This window comes from Amycolatopsis japonica (assembly GCF_000732925.1).
In the GTDB taxonomy this organism is placed as follows: Bacteria; Actinomycetota; Actinomycetes; order Mycobacteriales; family Pseudonocardiaceae; genus Amycolatopsis; species Amycolatopsis japonica.
In genome coordinates, this window is the sequence record NZ_CP008953.1 from 4585325 (window position 1) to 4600713 (window position 15389).

At 70.0% G+C, this 15389-nt stretch carries 16 protein-coding genes; 8 read left to right on the top strand and 8 right to left on the bottom strand.

Annotated elements, in window-relative coordinates:
• Nucleotides 1–57: 57 nt before the first annotated feature.
• The 4 genes from AJAP_RS21265 (at nucleotide 58) to AJAP_RS21280 (ending at nucleotide 3857) form a co-directional block, all read left to right on the top strand.
• Entirely contained in the window at nucleotides 58–1296 is a 1239-nt protein-coding gene (locus AJAP_RS21265) for an ArsB/NhaD family transporter (RefSeq protein ID WP_084098264.1), read from the top strand.
• Between the two features lie 12 nt (nucleotides 1297–1308).
• Nucleotides 1309–2079: an IclR family transcriptional regulator gene (locus AJAP_RS21270; RefSeq protein WP_038514507.1), complete on the top strand. Its 771-nt coding sequence runs from the start codon at nucleotides 1309–1311 to the stop codon at nucleotides 2077–2079.
• A gap of 32 nt (nucleotides 2080–2111) precedes the next feature.
• Nucleotides 2112–3287 (top strand): 4-hydroxybenzoate 3-monooxygenase, encoded by a 1176-nt coding sequence (locus AJAP_RS21275; RefSeq protein ID WP_038514510.1) that lies wholly within the window; start codon nucleotides 2112–2114, stop codon nucleotides 3285–3287.
• Nucleotides 3288–3371: 84 nt separating this feature from the next.
• Entirely contained in the window at nucleotides 3372–3857 is a 486-nt protein-coding gene (locus AJAP_RS21280; RefSeq protein ID WP_038514513.1) for a hypothetical protein, read from the top strand.
• A 38-nt stretch (nucleotides 3858–3895) separates the two neighbouring features.
• Here the strand turns inward: AJAP_RS21280 and AJAP_RS21285 are convergent, their stop codons facing one another.
• On the bottom strand, nucleotides 3896–4471 hold the full coding sequence (locus AJAP_RS21285; RefSeq protein WP_038514514.1) for a TetR/AcrR family transcriptional regulator: 576 nt from the start codon (nucleotides 4469–4471) through the stop codon (nucleotides 3896–3898).
• A gap of 104 nt (nucleotides 4472–4575) precedes the next feature.
• Here AJAP_RS21285 and AJAP_RS21290 point away from each other — a divergent pair, with 104 nt between their 5' ends.
• The gene (locus AJAP_RS21290; RefSeq protein WP_038514518.1) at nucleotides 4576–5085 is read left to right on the top strand and encodes a hypothetical protein; all 510 of its coding nucleotides are present in this window, start codon (nucleotides 4576–4578) and stop codon (nucleotides 5083–5085) included.
• Here AJAP_RS21290 and AJAP_RS21295 read toward each other — a convergent pair.
• From AJAP_RS21295 to AJAP_RS21310, 4 genes are read right to left on the bottom strand one after another with little or no spacing between them, the layout of a single operon-like run.
• Complete coding sequence (locus AJAP_RS21295; protein WP_051972540.1) at nucleotides 5008–6156, bottom strand: cytochrome P450; 1149 nt, start codon at nucleotides 6154–6156, stop codon at nucleotides 5008–5010. The two genes, AJAP_RS21290 and AJAP_RS21295, sit on opposite strands and share 78 nt — an antisense overlap.
• A gap of 14 nt (nucleotides 6157–6170) precedes the next feature.
• On the bottom strand, nucleotides 6171–6821 hold the full coding sequence (locus AJAP_RS21300) for a helix-turn-helix domain-containing protein (RefSeq protein WP_148311539.1): 651 nt from the start codon (nucleotides 6819–6821) through the stop codon (nucleotides 6171–6173).
• A 4-nt stretch (nucleotides 6822–6825) separates the two neighbouring features.
• Nucleotides 6826–8595, bottom strand: a complete 1770-nt coding sequence (locus tag AJAP_RS21305; protein WP_038514524.1) for a bifunctional sugar phosphate isomerase/epimerase/4-hydroxyphenylpyruvate dioxygenase family protein — start codon at nucleotides 8593–8595, stop codon at nucleotides 6826–6828.
• Nucleotides 8585–9433, bottom strand: coding sequence for a shikimate dehydrogenase (locus AJAP_RS21310; RefSeq protein ID WP_038514527.1), 849 nt, complete (start codon nucleotides 9431–9433; stop codon nucleotides 8585–8587). Before AJAP_RS21310 ends, AJAP_RS21305 begins: the two co-directional genes overlap by 11 nt.
• Before the next feature lie 112 nt (nucleotides 9434–9545).
• On the opposite strand from AJAP_RS21310, the gene AJAP_RS21315 reads away from it, so the two are divergent.
• Both AJAP_RS21315 and AJAP_RS21320 read left to right on the top strand, forming a co-directional pair.
• Entirely contained in the window at nucleotides 9546–10187 is a 642-nt protein-coding gene (locus tag AJAP_RS21315; protein ID WP_016333863.1) for a TetR/AcrR family transcriptional regulator, read from the top strand.
• Between the two features lie 122 nt (nucleotides 10188–10309).
• A complete protein-coding gene (locus tag AJAP_RS21320) occupies nucleotides 10310–11674 on the top strand; it encodes an MFS transporter (protein ID WP_038514530.1) in 1365 nt (454 codons plus the stop codon).
• On the opposite strand, the gene AJAP_RS21325 is transcribed toward AJAP_RS21320, so the two are convergent.
• A complete protein-coding gene (locus AJAP_RS21325) occupies nucleotides 11572–12147 on the bottom strand; it encodes a TetR/AcrR family transcriptional regulator (RefSeq protein ID WP_038514533.1) in 576 nt (191 codons plus the stop codon). The genes AJAP_RS21320 and AJAP_RS21325 overlap by 103 nt on opposite strands.
• A 79-nt stretch (nucleotides 12148–12226) precedes the next feature.
• Here AJAP_RS21325 and AJAP_RS21330 point away from each other — a divergent pair, with 79 nt between their 5' ends.
• Nucleotides 12227–13123, top strand: coding sequence for an SDR family NAD(P)-dependent oxidoreductase (locus AJAP_RS21330; protein ID WP_038514536.1), 897 nt, complete (start codon nucleotides 12227–12229; stop codon nucleotides 13121–13123).
• Here AJAP_RS21330 and AJAP_RS21335 read toward each other — a convergent pair.
• Both AJAP_RS21335 and AJAP_RS21340 read right to left on the bottom strand, forming a co-directional pair.
• Nucleotides 13113–14501: a PepSY-associated TM helix domain-containing protein gene (locus AJAP_RS21335; RefSeq protein WP_038514538.1), complete on the bottom strand. Its 1389-nt coding sequence runs from the start codon at nucleotides 14499–14501 to the stop codon at nucleotides 13113–13115. The two genes, AJAP_RS21330 and AJAP_RS21335, sit on opposite strands and share 11 nt — an antisense overlap.
• A 288-nt stretch (nucleotides 14502–14789) precedes the next feature.
• Nucleotides 14790–15335, bottom strand: a complete 546-nt coding sequence (locus AJAP_RS21340; protein ID WP_228694535.1) for a hypothetical protein — start codon at nucleotides 15333–15335, stop codon at nucleotides 14790–14792.
• Between the last annotated feature and the right edge of the window lie 54 nt (nucleotides 15336–15389).

Genomic DNA, 15389 nt, shown 5'->3' on the forward strand with positions numbered 1-15389 from the left:
ATTGCCGAGGGCGGCTCGACACCGAGGAGGTTCACGCTGACCGGCATTCCCGGCGAGGTGTTGTCCATCGCGCTCCTGCTGATCGTCCTGGCCTTCGCGGTGATCAGGCCACGCGGCCTCCCGGAGGCGGTCGCCGCCGTCCCCGCCGCCGGGATCGTGCTGGTGGCGGGTGCGATCTCGTTCCCCGACGCGCTCGACGAGGTCACCAGGCTCGCCCCGGTCGTCGGCTTCCTCGCCGCGGTGCTCGTCCTGGCCAAACTGTGCGACGACGAAGGGCTGTTCCAAGCGGCGGGAACGCTCATGGCGCGGTTCAGCCGGGGGAAGCCTCGACGGCTGCTGCCCGCGGTGTTCGCGGTCGCGGCGGCGGTCACCGTGGTGCTCAGCCTGGACGCCACCGTCGTCCTGCTGACCCCCGTCGTGTTCGCCACCGCCGCGCGGATGGGCGCGCGGGCCAAACCGCACGCCTACGCCTGCACGCATCTGGCGAACTCGGCCTCGTTGCTGCTGCCGGTGTCCAACCTGACCAACCTGCTCGCCGTCGCCGCGACCGGGATCTCGTTCCTGCGGTTCACCGCGCTGATGACCTTGCCCTGGCTCGCGGCGGTCCTCACCGAATACCTGGTGTTCCGCCGGTTCTTCGCCGCCGACCTGGCGGCCCGGCCGCGGGGCGGGAAGGTCGTCACGGCCGGGAAGGTCCCGACGTTCGTCCTGGTCGTGCTCGGGCTGACACTGGCGGGTTTCGTCGTCACGTCGCTGATGGACGTCAGCCCCGCGTGGGCCGCGTTCGCCGGAGCCGCCGTCCTGGCCTGCCGCGCGCTCGCGCAGCGGCGGACCTCCCCCGCCGCGATCGTCCGCTCGGCGAGCATTCCCTTCGTCGCTTTCGTACTGGCGCTGGCGATCGTGGTCCGCGCCGTGGTCGACAACGGACTGGACGAGGCACTCGGCCACCTGGTGCCGACGTCGACTTCGTTCCTCGCCCTGCTCGGTGCCGCCGCGGTGGCGGCCGTCCTCGCCAACCTGATCAACAACCTTCCCGCGGTGCTCGTGCTGCTGCCGCTGGCCACCGCGGGCGGGACACCTGTGGTGCTGGCCGTGCTGATCGGCGTCAACCTCGGGCCGAACCTCACCTACGTCGGCTCGCTGGCGACGTTGTTGTGGCGGAGGATCCTGCACCGGCACGACACCCGGCCCGATCTCGGCGAGTTCACGCGGCTCGGGCTGCTGACCGTTCCGGCGTCCATCGTGCTCGCCGTCGCCGGCCTGTGGCTCGGCCTCGCCTTGACTTCCACTCAGTGAGAGCATGAGCGCATGCCCGGCAATCTGTCCACGCCCGGCGCCGGTGTCGTCTCGCGGGCGTTCGCGCTGCTCGGCGCCTTCGACGTCGACCATCGCGAGCTGTCGCTGACCGAACTCGCGAACCGCGCCGGCCTGCCGCTGCCCACCGCGCACCGGCTCGCGCGCGATCTCGTGGGCCTGGGCGCACTGGAGCGGCGCGAAGATCGGTACGCCGTCGGCAGGCGGCTGTGGGACCTCGGGCTGCTCGCGCCCGTGCAGTTCGAACTGCGGCAGATCGCCGCTCCGTTCCTCCAGGATCTCTACGGCGCGACCGGTGCCACCGTGCACCTCGGCGAGCGGAACGGCGACCAGGTGCTCTACCTCGACCGGCTGTCCGGGAACGCGTCCGTGCCGGTCGTCAGCCGGATCGGCGGACGGCTGCCGCTGCACGCCACCGGGGTCGGGAAGGTCCTGCTGGCCTGGGCGCCGGAGGACGTCCAGCGTCAGGTGCTCGCCTCGCTGACCCGTGTCACGCCGTACACCGTCACTCAACCAGGCCGCCTGCGCGAACAATTGCGACGCGTCCGCCGGGAGGGTTACGCGCAGACCGTCGAGGAGATGAGCCGGGGCGCCTGCTCGGTCGCCGTACCGATCCGGCAGTCCGGTGGCGACGTCGTCGCCGCGCTCGGCCTGGTCGTCCCGGATCTGAGCCGCGGCCGGGCAAGGTTGATCGCCGCGCTCCAGGTCGCGGCCGCCGGGATCGGCCGGAGCCTGCGGGTTTCACTGAGTGGAAGCGAACACTAGGCCTTCGGCCGCCACGCGACCAGACTCCGGTCATGCGTACCCCAGTCGCCATCGTCGGCGCCGGCCCGGCCGGACTCCTCCTGTCGCATCTGCTCGATCTGGCGGGGGTCGAATCGGTGCTCGTGGAGACCCGCTCGCGCGAGTACGTCGAGGCGCGGATCCGGGCGGGCATCCTCGAACAGTCCACAGTGGACCTCCTTCGCGAGACCGGTCTCGGCGACCGGCTGGACCGGGAGGGCGACGAGCACCGTGGGATCTACCTGCAGTGGCCGGAGGAACGGCACCATCTCGACTTCGTGGACCTGGTCGGGCGAAGCGTCACCGTGTACGGCCAGACCGAGGTGACGAAGGACCTCGGCAAGGCGCGTGAGGCGGCCGGGCAACAAATCCACTACGAGGTCACCGGCACCGCCGTACACGACATCGAGACCGACCGGCCGTACGTCACGTTCACCGACGCCGACGGCGTACAGCAGCGGCTCGACGCCGACGTCGTCGTCGGCTGCGACGGCTCGTTCGGGCCTTGCCGCACCGCGATCCCCGACGCCGCGAAGCAGACTTGGGAGCGCACCTATCCCTACTCGTGGCTCGGCGTCCTCGCCGACGTCGCCCCGTCGACCGACGAGCTCATCTACGCCTGGCATCCCGACGGTTTCGCCATGCACTCGATGCGCTCGGCCACCGTCAGCAGGCTGTACCTGCAGGTGCCCAACGGCACCGACATCGGCGACTGGTCCGACGAGCGGATCTGGGAGGCACTCGCGACCCGGCTCGGCCACGGCCAGGACGGCTGGACGCTCACGCCGGGACCGATCACCGACAAGAGTGTGCTGCCGATGCGCAGTTTCGTGCAGCAGCCCATGCGGCACGGCCGTCTCTTCCTCGCCGGCGACGCCGCCCACATCGTGCCGCCCACCGGCGCCAAGGGGCTCAACCTCGCCGTCGCCGACGTCGCCCTCCTCGCCCCCGCGCTCGCCGCTTTGGTGCGGGACAAGGACTTCACCCTCGCCGACGCCTACTCCGACACCGCGCTGCGCCGGGTCTGGCGGTGTACGCATTTCTCGTGGTGGATGACGACGATGCTGCACCGTTCGGACGATCCATTCGACCGGCAGTTGCAGCTTTCGCAGCTGCAGTGGCTGGCACGGAGCGAAGCGGGCCGCGCCGGGCTCGCGGAGAACTACGCGGGACTGCCCATCGGATTCTGACCACACGAGGCGTTGCCACCGCATAGGATCGCCCCCGCGTGGCCGGACGTCCCGATCTCCGGCGGAGAGCTGTGGAAGGCAGGCATGTCACCCTTAACGTTCGCGAGTATCGAGACCATCCCCCTGGTACTGCAACTCGCGGTCGGCCTACTCGGCCTGATCGTCTCGGTCAAGGGACGCGCCCGGGGAGTCTCCGGTCTGATGGTGGCCGCTTTCGCGGTCATGCTCGTCACGACGGTGTTGGCCATCGTGTGGCAGTTCCTGTCGTTGAGCGTGTCGGACTGGGTCGAGTCCGGCGGCCTGTCCGTCGACGGCATCCGCACGATCTACCTGGCGGTCGCCATCGTGTTCGACACCGCCTCACTGCTCTCCTGGCTGCTGGTCGCGATCGCGGTCGTCAAGAGCGGCCGTCCTTCCCGGCAGCAGCAGGGCTTCGCGCCGCCTGCCAACTACCCGATGGCGCCCCAGCCGGGCTACCCGGTGGCGCAGCCGGGTTACGCCCCGCAGGCTCAGCCGCAGCCCAACCCTCAAGCGCAGCAGCCGCCGACAGAGCAGCAGCCGCCGAGCTGACGTTCACCCCGGTCACTCACCCGCGCCGTCGATGCCACTCACGACGTGACGTGAAGCCGCAACAGGTCGTCGACTCCCTCAAGGAAGGTTTCGCAGATCGGCGCGGAGTCGGTCAGACAGCCCGTGGCCATCGCGCCGTCCCGCAGCAGGACGAAGCGCCGGGCCGCGACCTCGGCCCGCGCGCTCCCCAAGTGGGCCAGCACGCCGGTGATCACGCCCGCGAACCAGTGCCGATGGGCGAGGACGGCTTTGTGCACGGGATGGGCCGGGTCCGGATACTCCGACGCGGCGTTGAGGAAGGCGCAGCCGCGGAAGCCGGGTGACCGGATGCCCTCCGTGATGTCGGCGGCGATCGCCCGCAGCGTGTCCGGCGCCGCCGCCCCCCGGGCGACGATGGCCTCGATCTGCCCACGGATCGCCTGGTCGGCTTCCTGCAGGTAGTAGACGATCAGATCGTCCTTGCCCGGGAAATGCCGGTACAGGGTCGCGCGGGTCACCTTCGCTTCGGCCACGATCCGGTCGATGCCCACGGAGTGGATGCCCTCCGCGTAGAAGAGCCTGGTCGCCGTGGTGAGCAGCCTTGTGCGCGCTTCGGACGCTTGACCTTTAACCATTACGGTCATCTTACGGGATAGAACGTTCGGTCTTGACCGCGCCGTACATCACTGCCAGAGTCGCGGTAGACCGAACGTTCTCCTCACCTCATCTAGGAGCTCCTGTGAGCAGCCAAACCGCCAGCCTCCGGCGCTTGTACTTCGTTCGTTTCGGCTTCGCCCTCGTGTGGGCGGGCCTGCTGTTCACGAGTGCGTCGAAGCTCGGGCCGGTCAGCGTCGCACTGCTCGTGCTGTACCCGCTGTTCGACGTCGCCGCCGCCGTCATCGACCTTCGCTCGTCAAAGGACGCGCCGGGGCTGTATGTGAACATCGCGATCAGCGCGCTCGCCGGGATCGGTCTCGCGTTCGCCGCCGCGTCCGGTATCCCGGCGGTGCTGCGCGTCTGGGGTGCCTGGGCGATCGTGTCGGGCCTCGTCCAGCTCGCCGTCGGCCTCGGCCGCCGCAAACTGGGCGGCCAATGGGCGATGATCGCCAGCGGCGCCATCTCCACCCTCGCCGGCACCGCCTTCGTCCTGCAAGCCGCGCAGCCGGACGCCTCACTGGTCAATCTGGCCGGATACGCCGTACTCGGCGGGATCTTCTTCCTCGTCTCGGCGATCCGCCTCGGCCGCTGACGCCAGAGAGACCTCCAGGACGTCGATGCCGACCGGGGTGCGACGGGTGTCCAGGTCCGTGATCGACCAGGAACGGTCCAGCAGGGCCGCGAGGGCGATCCGGACCTCCATCCTGGCGAGATGGGCACCCAGGCAGAAGTGGACGCCGTGGCCGAAGGACAGGTGAGGGTTGGGCATCCGGCCCGGGTCGAAGGTATGCGGGTCCGCGAAGACCGCGGGATCACGGTTCGCCGCCGAGATCATCGCGACGACCCTCTGGCCCGGACGGAGTTCCCGGCCGCCGAGGACGGTCGGCCGGGTGACGAACCGGTCCGTCCCGCCCGTGGGCGGCAGGTAGCGCAGGACCTCCTCGACGGCGGGCCGCAGGTCGGCGGGCTTCGGCCGGGACGCGAGGCAAAGAACGGCGTTCACGAGCAGGGTCTTGGTCGTTTCGTGGCCGTTGATCAGCAGCAACGCGCAGAAATCGATCAGCTCGTCCTCGGTGAGATCCGACGCCAGGAGGGTCGCGATGATGCCGGTCGGGCGCGCGAACTCTTCGCGGAAGTAGTCCCCCAGTTCGGAGATCGCCTCGTGGAAGGCGGCCTGACGCGACTCGTCCGCGGTGAAAGTGCCGAAGAACGACGTGATCGCCTCGGTCCAGCGGACGAAATCCGGCCACCGCGACGGTCGTACGCCGAGCAGGCCCGCGATCGTGTGCACCGACAACGGGTAGGCCAGCTCCCCGACCAGGTCGAAATCCGCCCCGGCCGAGGCGAGCAGCGCGTCGACCCGCGCCGTGATCCCCGGTTCCAGTGACGCCACGGCCCGGGGCGTGAAGACCTGGCTGACGATCCGGCGCAGCGCGTGATGGCGGGGCGGATCCATCGCCTGAAGGCCGCGCACCAACGGATTCGAGCCGTGCGGGACCGGCCCGACGCTGTGGCGCAGCTCGTCGGACGAGAACACCGTGTGGTCGGTGAGCACTCTGTCCACTTCGGAATACCGGGTCACCACCCAGGCGCCGAACGACTCGGCGTACCGCACCGGACCCACTTCTTGGGCGTGGAAAGCGAAGATCTCCTCGACGGACATACCCCCAGAGGGTGCTATCCGTCCGCTGACGCCGCTTGGAAGAAACGGACACACGACGACCCGACCGCGCGCCGGAACTCCGCGAGCATATGCGGCTGGTCGTAGAACCCGCTGCGGACGGCGATCTCCGCCCAGTCCGGCGCCGGAGACGACCGCGCCAGCGCCATCGCGCGGTGCAACCGCACCACCCGTGCGTACGCCTTGGGGCTCAGCCCCACGGCCACCGAAAACCGTCGCCGCAGCTGTCGCTCGGACAGCCCGGCCGCGGCCGCGTGATCGGACACCGGCGCCCCGGGCGTCTCGCGTACGGCCTGGAGCATCTGAGCGACCGCCGGGTCAGCCGGGCGGGCCGGTGCCCGCAAGGCCCGGAACGCGGCGACGAGACCGGAACCGGGGAGCGGCATCCCGGCCAAGGGCACCTCGTCCGCGGCGATCCCCAGCACCGAGGCACACGTCCCCGGCCGCAACCGCAAGCCCGTCAACGGCTCGGCCAGCTTCCCGGTCCTGGCTTCCGTTTCCGGGCCGGTCAACCACAGGGAACCGTCCGCGAACACCAACAGGTCCACATACGGCTGCGGCAGCGCGGGCGGCAGTTCCCCGCTGCGCCGCCACATCCGGCCGACGCGGTCGGCCAGGTCGGCGGGCGGGGCGAAATCGCTGGTCACCACCTCATTCAACACCGGCCAGACTGAGCCGCCGCTCACGATGGGCGGTCATGTACACCGGCGTGTTGACGACCCCGTAGCCGCGGTAGCCGCCGATCCGTTGCACCACCTCGAAAAAGACCCGGGAGCCGACCAGTTCGGTGCAGAAGTGCAGGAATTCGCCGTCCTCGTCACGGTCGTACAGCACCGAGTTCTCCCGCAGCCGCGCGGCGAAGGGCAGATCGAACCGCGCTTCGAGGTCGTCGTAGTAGTTCCCGGGGATCTCCAGCAGCGGCGCACCGGCCTCCCGCAGGGCACGCGCGACCGCAAGAGCGTCATCGCAAGTGAGCGCGACGTGTTGCGGCGACGGCACTCCCGGCGCCCACTCCCCTCGCCTCACCAAGGCGCTGTCGAGCGTCAAGCGGACGTCCCGATCGCCGACCGCCCGGCTGCGCACGAGCCCGAACGGAGCCGCGAACTCGGACACCGGGTCGGGCCGCAAGCCCAGCACCGAACGATAGAACAGCGTCGCCTCGTCGAAATGGTCGAAAGGCTGGGTCAAGGCGACGTGGTCGATGCCGGTGATCCCCGCCCCGGACTGCACCGCCCTGGTCGGAACGAAGTCCTGAAGCCATCCATCGCCGCCGCAGAAGAAGATCTCGGTGCCGTCCGGCGCGGCGACGGCGGACAGATCCGCCTCGCCGGGGCCGTGCTCGCGGGGCAGCACGGGAGCGAGCAAGGACTCCGCGCGCCGCGCCGATCCGGCCGGATTCGCGCTGATCAGGCCGAGTGCGCTGATCGTGCCGTCCTCGGCGGCTTCGTTCACCAGCAACCGCGCCGATCCCTGTTGCCACAGCTGAACCGGCTTCGAGCGATGCGTTCCGACGTGGGCGAAGCCGAGGTCTGCGAGCACCGTTCCCGGCACGGCGAGTTCCGCGAAGGCGTGGCCGTCCAGCCGAGGAGCCTCGGGAAGCTCAAGAACGCCGACGGATTCACGCAAGGCCACCAGCGATCGCATGGCGTCGACCGCCGCGGGCCGCGGGTCCGCCTGCCGGAAGACGTCGTTGAAGACCTCCAGTGAAAGCGGCCCTAGATAACCGGCCGCCACCACGTGCCCGGTGAACGCGGTCAGATCGAACGCGCCCTGCCCCGGGAAGAGCCGGTGATGCCTGCTCCAGTGCAGCACGTCCATGTCCAGCAATGGCGCGTCGGCCAGTTGCAGGAAGAAGATCTTCTCCCCCGGGATCGTCCGGATCGCGCGGGGATCGCTGCGCCGCGACAGGATGTGGAAGCTGTCGAGACACACTCCCAAGGCCGGGTGATCGGCCCGCCGCACGATGCGCCACGCGTGCTCGTAGGTGTTCACGAACCGGCCCCACGCGAGTGCTTCGTAGGCGACACGGATCCCGCGTTCCCCCGCCAGTTCGGCCAGTTCCCGAAGCTGCGCGGCGGCGAGCTCGTCGTCGTCGACGGCGTCCGGCGAGACCGACGAGCAGACCAGGACGGTGTCCGCCCCGAGTTCGGCCATGAGGTCGAACTTCCGTCGCGCCCGGCGGAGGTTCGCCCGGAGCAGGTCCGGCGGCACCGCCTCGAAATCGCGGAACGGCTGGTAGAGGTCGATCGTCAGCCCGAGATCCGCGCAGAGCCGCCGGATCTCCGACGGCGACCTCCTCGACGCGATCAGGTCGTTCTCGAAGATCTCGACACCGTGGAAACCCGCCGCGGCGGCCGCGGCGAGTTTGTCCTCGAGCGTGCCGGAAAGGCAGACGGTCGCGATGGCGGTGTCACCGGGCATGGGCGGGTTTTCCTTCCAGTGCTTCGAAATGCCGGAGCATCCGGTCGGCGTCCGGCTCCGCGCCGGTGAACAGGCGGAACGAGTCCGCCGCCTGGAACACCACCATCCCGCCGCCGTGCAGCGTCCGGCAGCCCCGTTCGCGCGCCTGCTTGAGCAGCGTGGTCTCCAGCGGCCGGTACACGATGTCGGCCACCCACATCCCCTCGCGCAGCGACTCGGCGGGAACCGGCGAGCCCGGGTACGCGGCCATCCCGGTCGGCGTGGCGTGGACGAGGCCGTCGGCACCCCGGACGTCGTCGAGGGAACCGGAAAGGGCCCTGTCGTCACCGAAACGCCGTCGCAGCGCGGAGACCAGCGTTCCGGCCCGCGTGGCGTCGACGTCGTGCACGATCAGCCGTCCGGTTCCCAGGGAGAGCAGTGCATGCGCCACCGCCGCGCCCGCCCCGCCCGCGCCGAGGAGGACGACGGTGTCCATGTCGGCGTCCGGCAGCCCTCGGGTGAGGTTGCGGGCGAAACCGGTCGCGTCCGTGTTGTGCCCGGTCGCGAGCCCTTCGCGGAACACCACCGTGTTCACCGCGCCGAGTGCCGCGGCGTCGGGCGCCACGTCGTCGAGATACGGCAACACCTGTTGTTTCACCGGATGCGTGATGTTGAGACCGTCGAAGCCCGCGGTCCGGGCCGCTGCCAGCACCTCACCGATCGGGAGCCTCAGCACGTCGAGGTCGAGGCGCCGGTAGAGATAGCGCAACCCGAGTTCGTCGGCTTCCCGTTCGTGCAGCGCCGGGCTCAGCGACGGCCCGATACCGGTGCCGACCAGGCCGATGAGGTAGCCGCTCACCAAGATCCTCCGTTAATGTACGAACTAGTGAGTTCACTGTAGCGCGGACCGGTCGGCACGAGAAGGGCTGCGCTAGAGTGAGGCCTTCCACCAGCGGTTCGGAGGGAGTCAGGTGGCCGCACCGTCGTCCGAGGTCGAGCGCCAGCGCGACAAGGAACGCACCCGCGCCGAAATCCTCGCGGTGGCCACCAGGGAGTTCGCCGACAAGGGCTACGCCGGCGCGAGAGTGGACGAGATCGCCGCCCGCACGAGCACCACGAAGCGGATGATCTACTACTACTTCGGCGGCAAGGAGCAGCTCTACGTCGCCGCGCTCGAGCGGGCGTACGCGACCATCCGCGCGCTCGAACAGGATCTGGACGTCGACCACCTCGAACCCGAGGACGCGATCCGCCAGCTCGCCGAGCTCACCTTCGACCACCACGAGGCGAACCCGGACTTCATCCGCCTCGTGAGCATCGAGAACATCCACCACGGCGAGCACATCGCGCGCTCGGAAGCCTTGTCCGGCATGGCGAACCCGGCCCTCGACGTGCTCTCCCGCATCCTCGACCGCGGCCGCGAGGCCGGCCGGTTCCGCGAGGACGTTGACGCGCTCGACGTGCACATGGTGATCAGCTCGTTCTGCGTGTTCCGCCTCGCGAACCGGCACACCTTCTCCGCGATCTTCGGGCGGGACATGCTCGACCCGGCCCGCCGCGCCCACTATCGCCTGATGCTGGGCGACCTGGTGATCGAGTACCTGACCGCCTGAAATCCCGGCTCTTGACAACCGGGGCACCGTCTCGCAGGCTGTATTAACTAACTAGATCGTACATTGCTGATTTCGCCCCTTGGAGCGTCGACGTGGCCTCTCCCTCCCCTGTCACGCAAGGCATGCCCCGCAAGGCCGCATCGGCCGCCTGGATCGGCAGCGCCTTGGAGTACTACGACTTCTTCATCTACGGAACCGCCGCCGCACTGGTGTTCAACAAGGTCTTCTTCCCCGCCTCCTCCCCCGCCACCGGCACGCTGCTCGCGCTGGCGACCTTCGGCGTCGGCTACCTCGCCCGCCCGGTCGGCGCGTTCGTGCTCGGGCACGTCGGAGACCGGCTCGGCCGCAAGAAGGTCCTGGTGTTCACGCTGGTGCTGATGGGCGCCACGACGTTCCTGGTCGGCTGCCTGCCGACGTATGCCTCAGTCGGTGTGCTCGCGCCGGTCCTGCTGGTGATCCTCCGTCTGCTGCAAGGACTTTCGGCCGCCGGCGAACAGGCGGGCGCCAACTCGATGTCGCTGGAACACGCGCCGTCCCACCGGCGCGGCTACTACACGAGCTTCACCCTCAGCGGCACTCAGGCCGGGCAGATCCTCGCCACCGCGGTCTTCCTGCCGATCGCCGCGCTCCCCCAGGACCAGTTGCTCACCTGGGGCTGGCGGATCCCGTTCTGGTGCAGCGCCGCCGTCGTGGTCGTCGGGTTCGTGATCCGCCGCAAGATCGACGAAACCCCCGTGTTCGAACAGAACCGGTCCGACGTCGCCAAACTGCCGGTCGCCGTGCTGTTCCGGACGCACTGGAAGGACGTGCTCCGCGTCGTCGTCGCGGCCACCATCGCCTCGGTCAGCACGATCTTCACCGTGTACGCGCTGAGCTACGCGGTCAACACGATCGGGCTGGACCGCGGACCGATTTTGTGGGTCGGAGTACTGGCAAACGTCGTCGCGCTGCTCGCGATCCCGTTCCTGGCAGGGCTTTCCGACCGGGTCGGCCGCAAACCGGTGTTCATCGCGGGCTGCCTCGCCTGCGCGGCGCTGATCTTCCCGTACCTGTGGTCCATTTCGGACGGTTCGTATCCGCTGATCTTCACCGTCGGGATCCTGCTTTTCGGCGTCGCCTACAGTGCCGTCAACGGGGTGTGGCCGTCGTTCTACGGTGAGATGTTCAGCGCCAAGGTCCGGCTTTCGGGGATGGCGATCGGCACGCAGATCGGGTTCGCCATCGCCGGGTTCGCCCCGAGCGTGGTGGCCGCGATCGGCTCGGGGAAGGACGACTGGCTCGGCGTCGCCGTCTTCACCGCCGCCGTATGCCTTCTCAGCGCCGCGGCCGCGCTCACCGCACGCGAAACGCACGACGTGCCGACAGAGGACCTCGGCACGGACGGTCAGAACCCCGGCCAGCCCCGCCGCAAGAACACGAACGCGGCGTCCAGCGCGGCGGCGGGATCCGCCTCGACCCCGGCCAGGTCCGGGACCTCCAGGACATAGCGCGCCAGCAGCCGCACGGAGAAATCGTCCTGTCCCGACGCTTCGGCGATGACCTTCGTGAGTGCGTCCTCGCAGCCCGTCCACAGCGTCCTGGCGTAGGCGCGCAACGCCGGGGTCGCCACCACCAGATCCGCGACCCGCCGCGCCAGCGGATCGGGATCCGGATCGAACGGGCCACGCGTCGCGAGGAAGTCCTGCAGCGCCTGAAGGATCGACGTGCCCTCGGCCCGGTCACGCACCGCGGCGGCCAAGGCCGCTTCGCGTTCGTGGCCGTGGCCGAGGACCAGCGCCTCCTTGCCGCCCGGGAAGTGCGCGAACAGCGTGGACACCGCCGTGTCCGCGGCGTCGGCGATCTCCGCGACGGTGACGTTGTCGAAACCCCGTTCCAGGAACAGGTCTCGCGCAGCCCCCGACAAGGCCTGGCGTGTCGCCGCCTTCTTGCGTTCACGTCTGCCCGGCTCGGTCGCTCCCATGCCTTCACCATACATCGAAGTCACTCCGAATTCGAAGCGAGTGTATGTTCGGAGTGACTTCGACTTTGAGGAGAGCGCCGTGAGCCATTGGGACGTCCACCACCTGCCGCGTGCCGACGGCAAGACCTTCCTGGTCACCGGTGGCAACGCGGGGATCGGCTATTTCGTCGCCGAACAGCTCGCCGGCACCGGCGCCACCGTGCTCCTCGGCAGCCGGGACACCGCGAAGGCGGAGACGGCGATGGCGTCGATCCGTTCCCTCGTGCCGGACGCGAATCTCGGGCACCTGCGGCTGGATCTCTCCGACCTCCCGTCCCTCAAGTCCTCAGTGGACACTCTGGGGGTCGACCGGCTCGACGCCGTCGTCTGCAACGCGGGCGTACTCCTGGAGGATCAGCCCAGGCAGGAGACGTCCGACGGCCTGGAACTGACCTTCGCCACCAACCATCTCGGGCATTTCGTGCTGGTACACCGGTTGATGCCCCTGCTCGAAGCGGCGGAGGCAGGCCGCGTCGTCACCACGGGCAGCTTCGTGGGCAAGTCCGCGGACCTCGACCTGGACGACCTCCAGAGCAAGCGGGACTACCAGCCCAAACGCACTTATGCGCGCTCGAAGCTGGCGCAGATGCTGTTCGCCTTCGAGCTCGACAGGCGGCTGCGCGCGGCCGGGAGCTCGGTCCTGAGCGTCGTCGACCATCCCGGCGGTGCGCTTGATTCCCTCACGCCGCCGAGGCCGGTTCACCCCGAGGCCGATGGGCGGAAGTTCCCGGCCGGGCTTCTGTTGCAGGGCAAGGAAGCCGGAGCTTGGCCCGCGGTACGCGCGGTACTCGATCCCGCCGTGCGTGGCGGTGAGATGTTCGGCCCCCGCGTGTTCGGTCTGCGTGGTGAGCCGAGGCGGGAGCCGGTCCGCGGGAAGCTCGCCGACACCGCGCTCGCCGCCCGGTTGTGGGCGGCGAGCGCGGAACTCACACCGTGACGTCGGTCGAGTCCGGTGTGGACTTGCCTCGGGATCGCAGGCCCAGCAGCAGGTCTACCACCAGGAACGCGAGCAGGCTGATCCCGAGCAGCGGCACGAACCAGCCGATCGCGGCGGCCAGGACGAGAAGACCCACCGGCAGCCACGGCGGCGCCTTGCGCCATTGACCGCGCGGGATGGGCCGTCCGAAGGTCAGCCCGGTGGCCCGGGTCGGCCTGCGCTGCCACCACATCCGGTAGCCGAGCACGACCAGCGTGACCAGACCGGCGCCGAGCAGGAGCAGCACGATCTGGTTGGGCCAGCCGAACAGGACGCCCATATGCGCGTCGATCCCCCAGCGGGCGAGCTTCGCCATCAGGGGGTAGTCGGCGAAGCGCACCTCACCCAGGATCTGCCCGGTGGTCCCGTCGACCGCGACGGCGTCGACCTGCGTCGGCCAGCCGCGCTCGATTTCCGCCACCTGCCAAGGAGCGCCGGGTTTCGTGGGCAGCCCGATCTCCACCGAGGCGGCGTCGATCCCGGCGGCGCGGGCGGAGGCCAGCATCGCGTCCACGCTCTCGGGTTTCGCGGGTGCCGGCGCGGCGGGGGCTTCGCCGTGCCCGGCGTGCCCGGCATGTTCGTCGCCGCCGGTCACCTTCAACGCCGGGGTGGCCCAGCCGAGGGATTCACGCAACGCGGAGACGTTCTCCCCCGCGTACGCCGACCACGTCAGCCCTGTCGCGGAGAGGAACAACGCGCCGAGCAGCACCCACAGGCCGACGGATCCGTGACGGCGCACCGACTTCCCGCGCGCGGATTCGGCCTTCTCGGCCCGGCGGGCACGACGGCGGCTCATCCACAGCACGAGGCCGCCGAGCGCGACCGCCCACAGCCAGGACGCGGCGAGTTCGCTGTAGAGCCGTCCCGGCTCGCCGAGGAGCAGGTTGCGGTGCAACTGGTCGAGCGTGGTCCGGAACGGCAAGGCGCCGCTCGAGCCGTACGCGACGAGGTCGCCGCGCACCTGCGCGGTGGCCGGATCGACGAACACCGCCCGCCGTTCGGATTCGCCGAGTCCTTCCTCGGCGAACAGGACCCGAGTCGTGTCGCCCGGCTCGGGAGCGGGCCGGACGGCGACCAGGTCGCCGCCGGGGTGGGCCGCCTGCGCCGCCTTGACCTGGTCGGCGAGTGAAGCCTGGCTCAGCCCGACGGGAGCGCGGAGCTGGTCGGAGTAGATCCAGGACTCCATCTGCGGCGTCGCCGCGTAGAGAACGCCGCTGAGCGCGGCGATGAGGATGAACGGTCCGACGAGAACGCCGGCGTAGAAGTGGAAGCGGAGGAACAGCCCGCGCCAGCCGGTCGCGCGCGGCGGGCTCGTGGTCGATTCGATTCGCGTTGCCATGGGGGAACTCCTGAGGCGTCGATGGGGAGGCGTGCGCCTGCGCCGCGCGCCGGGATGCTCACGGCACGCGTGCTGAGAGCCTGTTGGCGGAGCTGAGATTCATCCGGAAAGTGACCAGACGCGTGAACCCGCCCGGCCGAAGGCCCCGCTATCGCGGTGGCAGGGCGCCTTGTCCACGTCCGTGAGGTGGATGACCAGGCGGCGCCCTGCCGACGTCGATCGCGGACGCGGGTTCACCAACAGACCCTCAGCCCTGCCGCGACACGGGTCTCGGCAGGGTTTCGGGGATCAGGCGGACGTCACCGGCGGGCCGCGCCGCGAAAGCACGTCTCGCAGGAGCGCCTCGGTCGCGGGGAACTCCACCGCGAGCGGGACGTGGATCCGCAGCGGCGCCGTCGCCGGCCGCGGGGTCAACCGCCGGGGAAGAACCGAAGCGATGAGCGTCGTGAGCGCGTACATGACGTGCTCGGCGCCCGCGAGCACCATCGCCACCACGAGGGTCGCGGCGGCGTGCCCGGCCGCCATGGACAGGCCGTTGCCCGGGGCTTCGGCGTGGTGGGCGTGCGACTGCCAGGTCAGGAAGGTCAGGCAGGCGTGCATCGCCAGCTGCCCGCCCGCCACCAGGCCGAGGATGGCCAGCGGGCCGCGGCGGCGTCCAGCGAACGCGTACGCCACCCAGCTCAGCAGGGCGACGAGCAGCACCACGACACCGAGATCCGGGACGCGGCCGCTGGTCCCGACGTGGGCACCGGTCGCCAAAGTGCCGGTCAGGACCCCCACGGCCCCGCCGCGGAGGCGCCTGGCCGGGCCTCGGGTCGGGGTCGGCGTGCGCACGGGAGGCAGAGTAGAGCGCGAACGGGCCCGTTGTCTCTCCTTGATATCGTCGGC

Bases quoted from the DNA above. Each gene is read 5' to 3' on its own strand.
- AJAP_RS21270 (WP_038514507.1), top strand. From the start codon at position 1,309: ATGCCCGGCAATCTGTCCACGCCCGGCGCCGGTGTCGTCTCGCGGGCG.
- AJAP_RS21305 (WP_038514524.1), bottom strand. From the start codon at position 8,595: ATGCCCGGTGACACCGCCATCGCGACCGTCTGCCTTTCCGGCACGCTC.
- AJAP_RS21285 (WP_038514514.1), bottom strand. From the start codon at position 4,471: ATGGTTAAAGGTCAAGCGTCCGAAGCGCGCACAAGGCTGCTCACCACG.
- AJAP_RS21275 (WP_038514510.1), top strand. From the start codon at position 2,112: ATGCGTACCCCAGTCGCCATCGTCGGCGCCGGCCCGGCCGGACTCCTC.
- AJAP_RS21320 (WP_038514530.1), top strand. From the start codon at position 10,310: ATGCCCCGCAAGGCCGCATCGGCCGCCTGGATCGGCAGCGCCTTGGAG.
- AJAP_RS21335 (WP_038514538.1), bottom strand. From the start codon at position 14,501: ATGGCAACGCGAATCGAATCGACCACGAGCCCGCCGCGCGCGACCGGC.
- AJAP_RS21325 (WP_038514533.1), bottom strand. From the start codon at position 12,147: ATGGGAGCGACCGAGCCGGGCAGACGTGAACGCAAGAAGGCGGCGACA.
- AJAP_RS21280 (WP_038514513.1), top strand. From the start codon at position 3,372: ATGTCACCCTTAACGTTCGCGAGTATCGAGACCATCCCCCTGGTACTG.
- AJAP_RS21295 (WP_051972540.1), bottom strand. From the start codon at position 6,156: ATGTCCGTCGAGGAGATCTTCGCTTTCCACGCCCAAGAAGTGGGTCCG.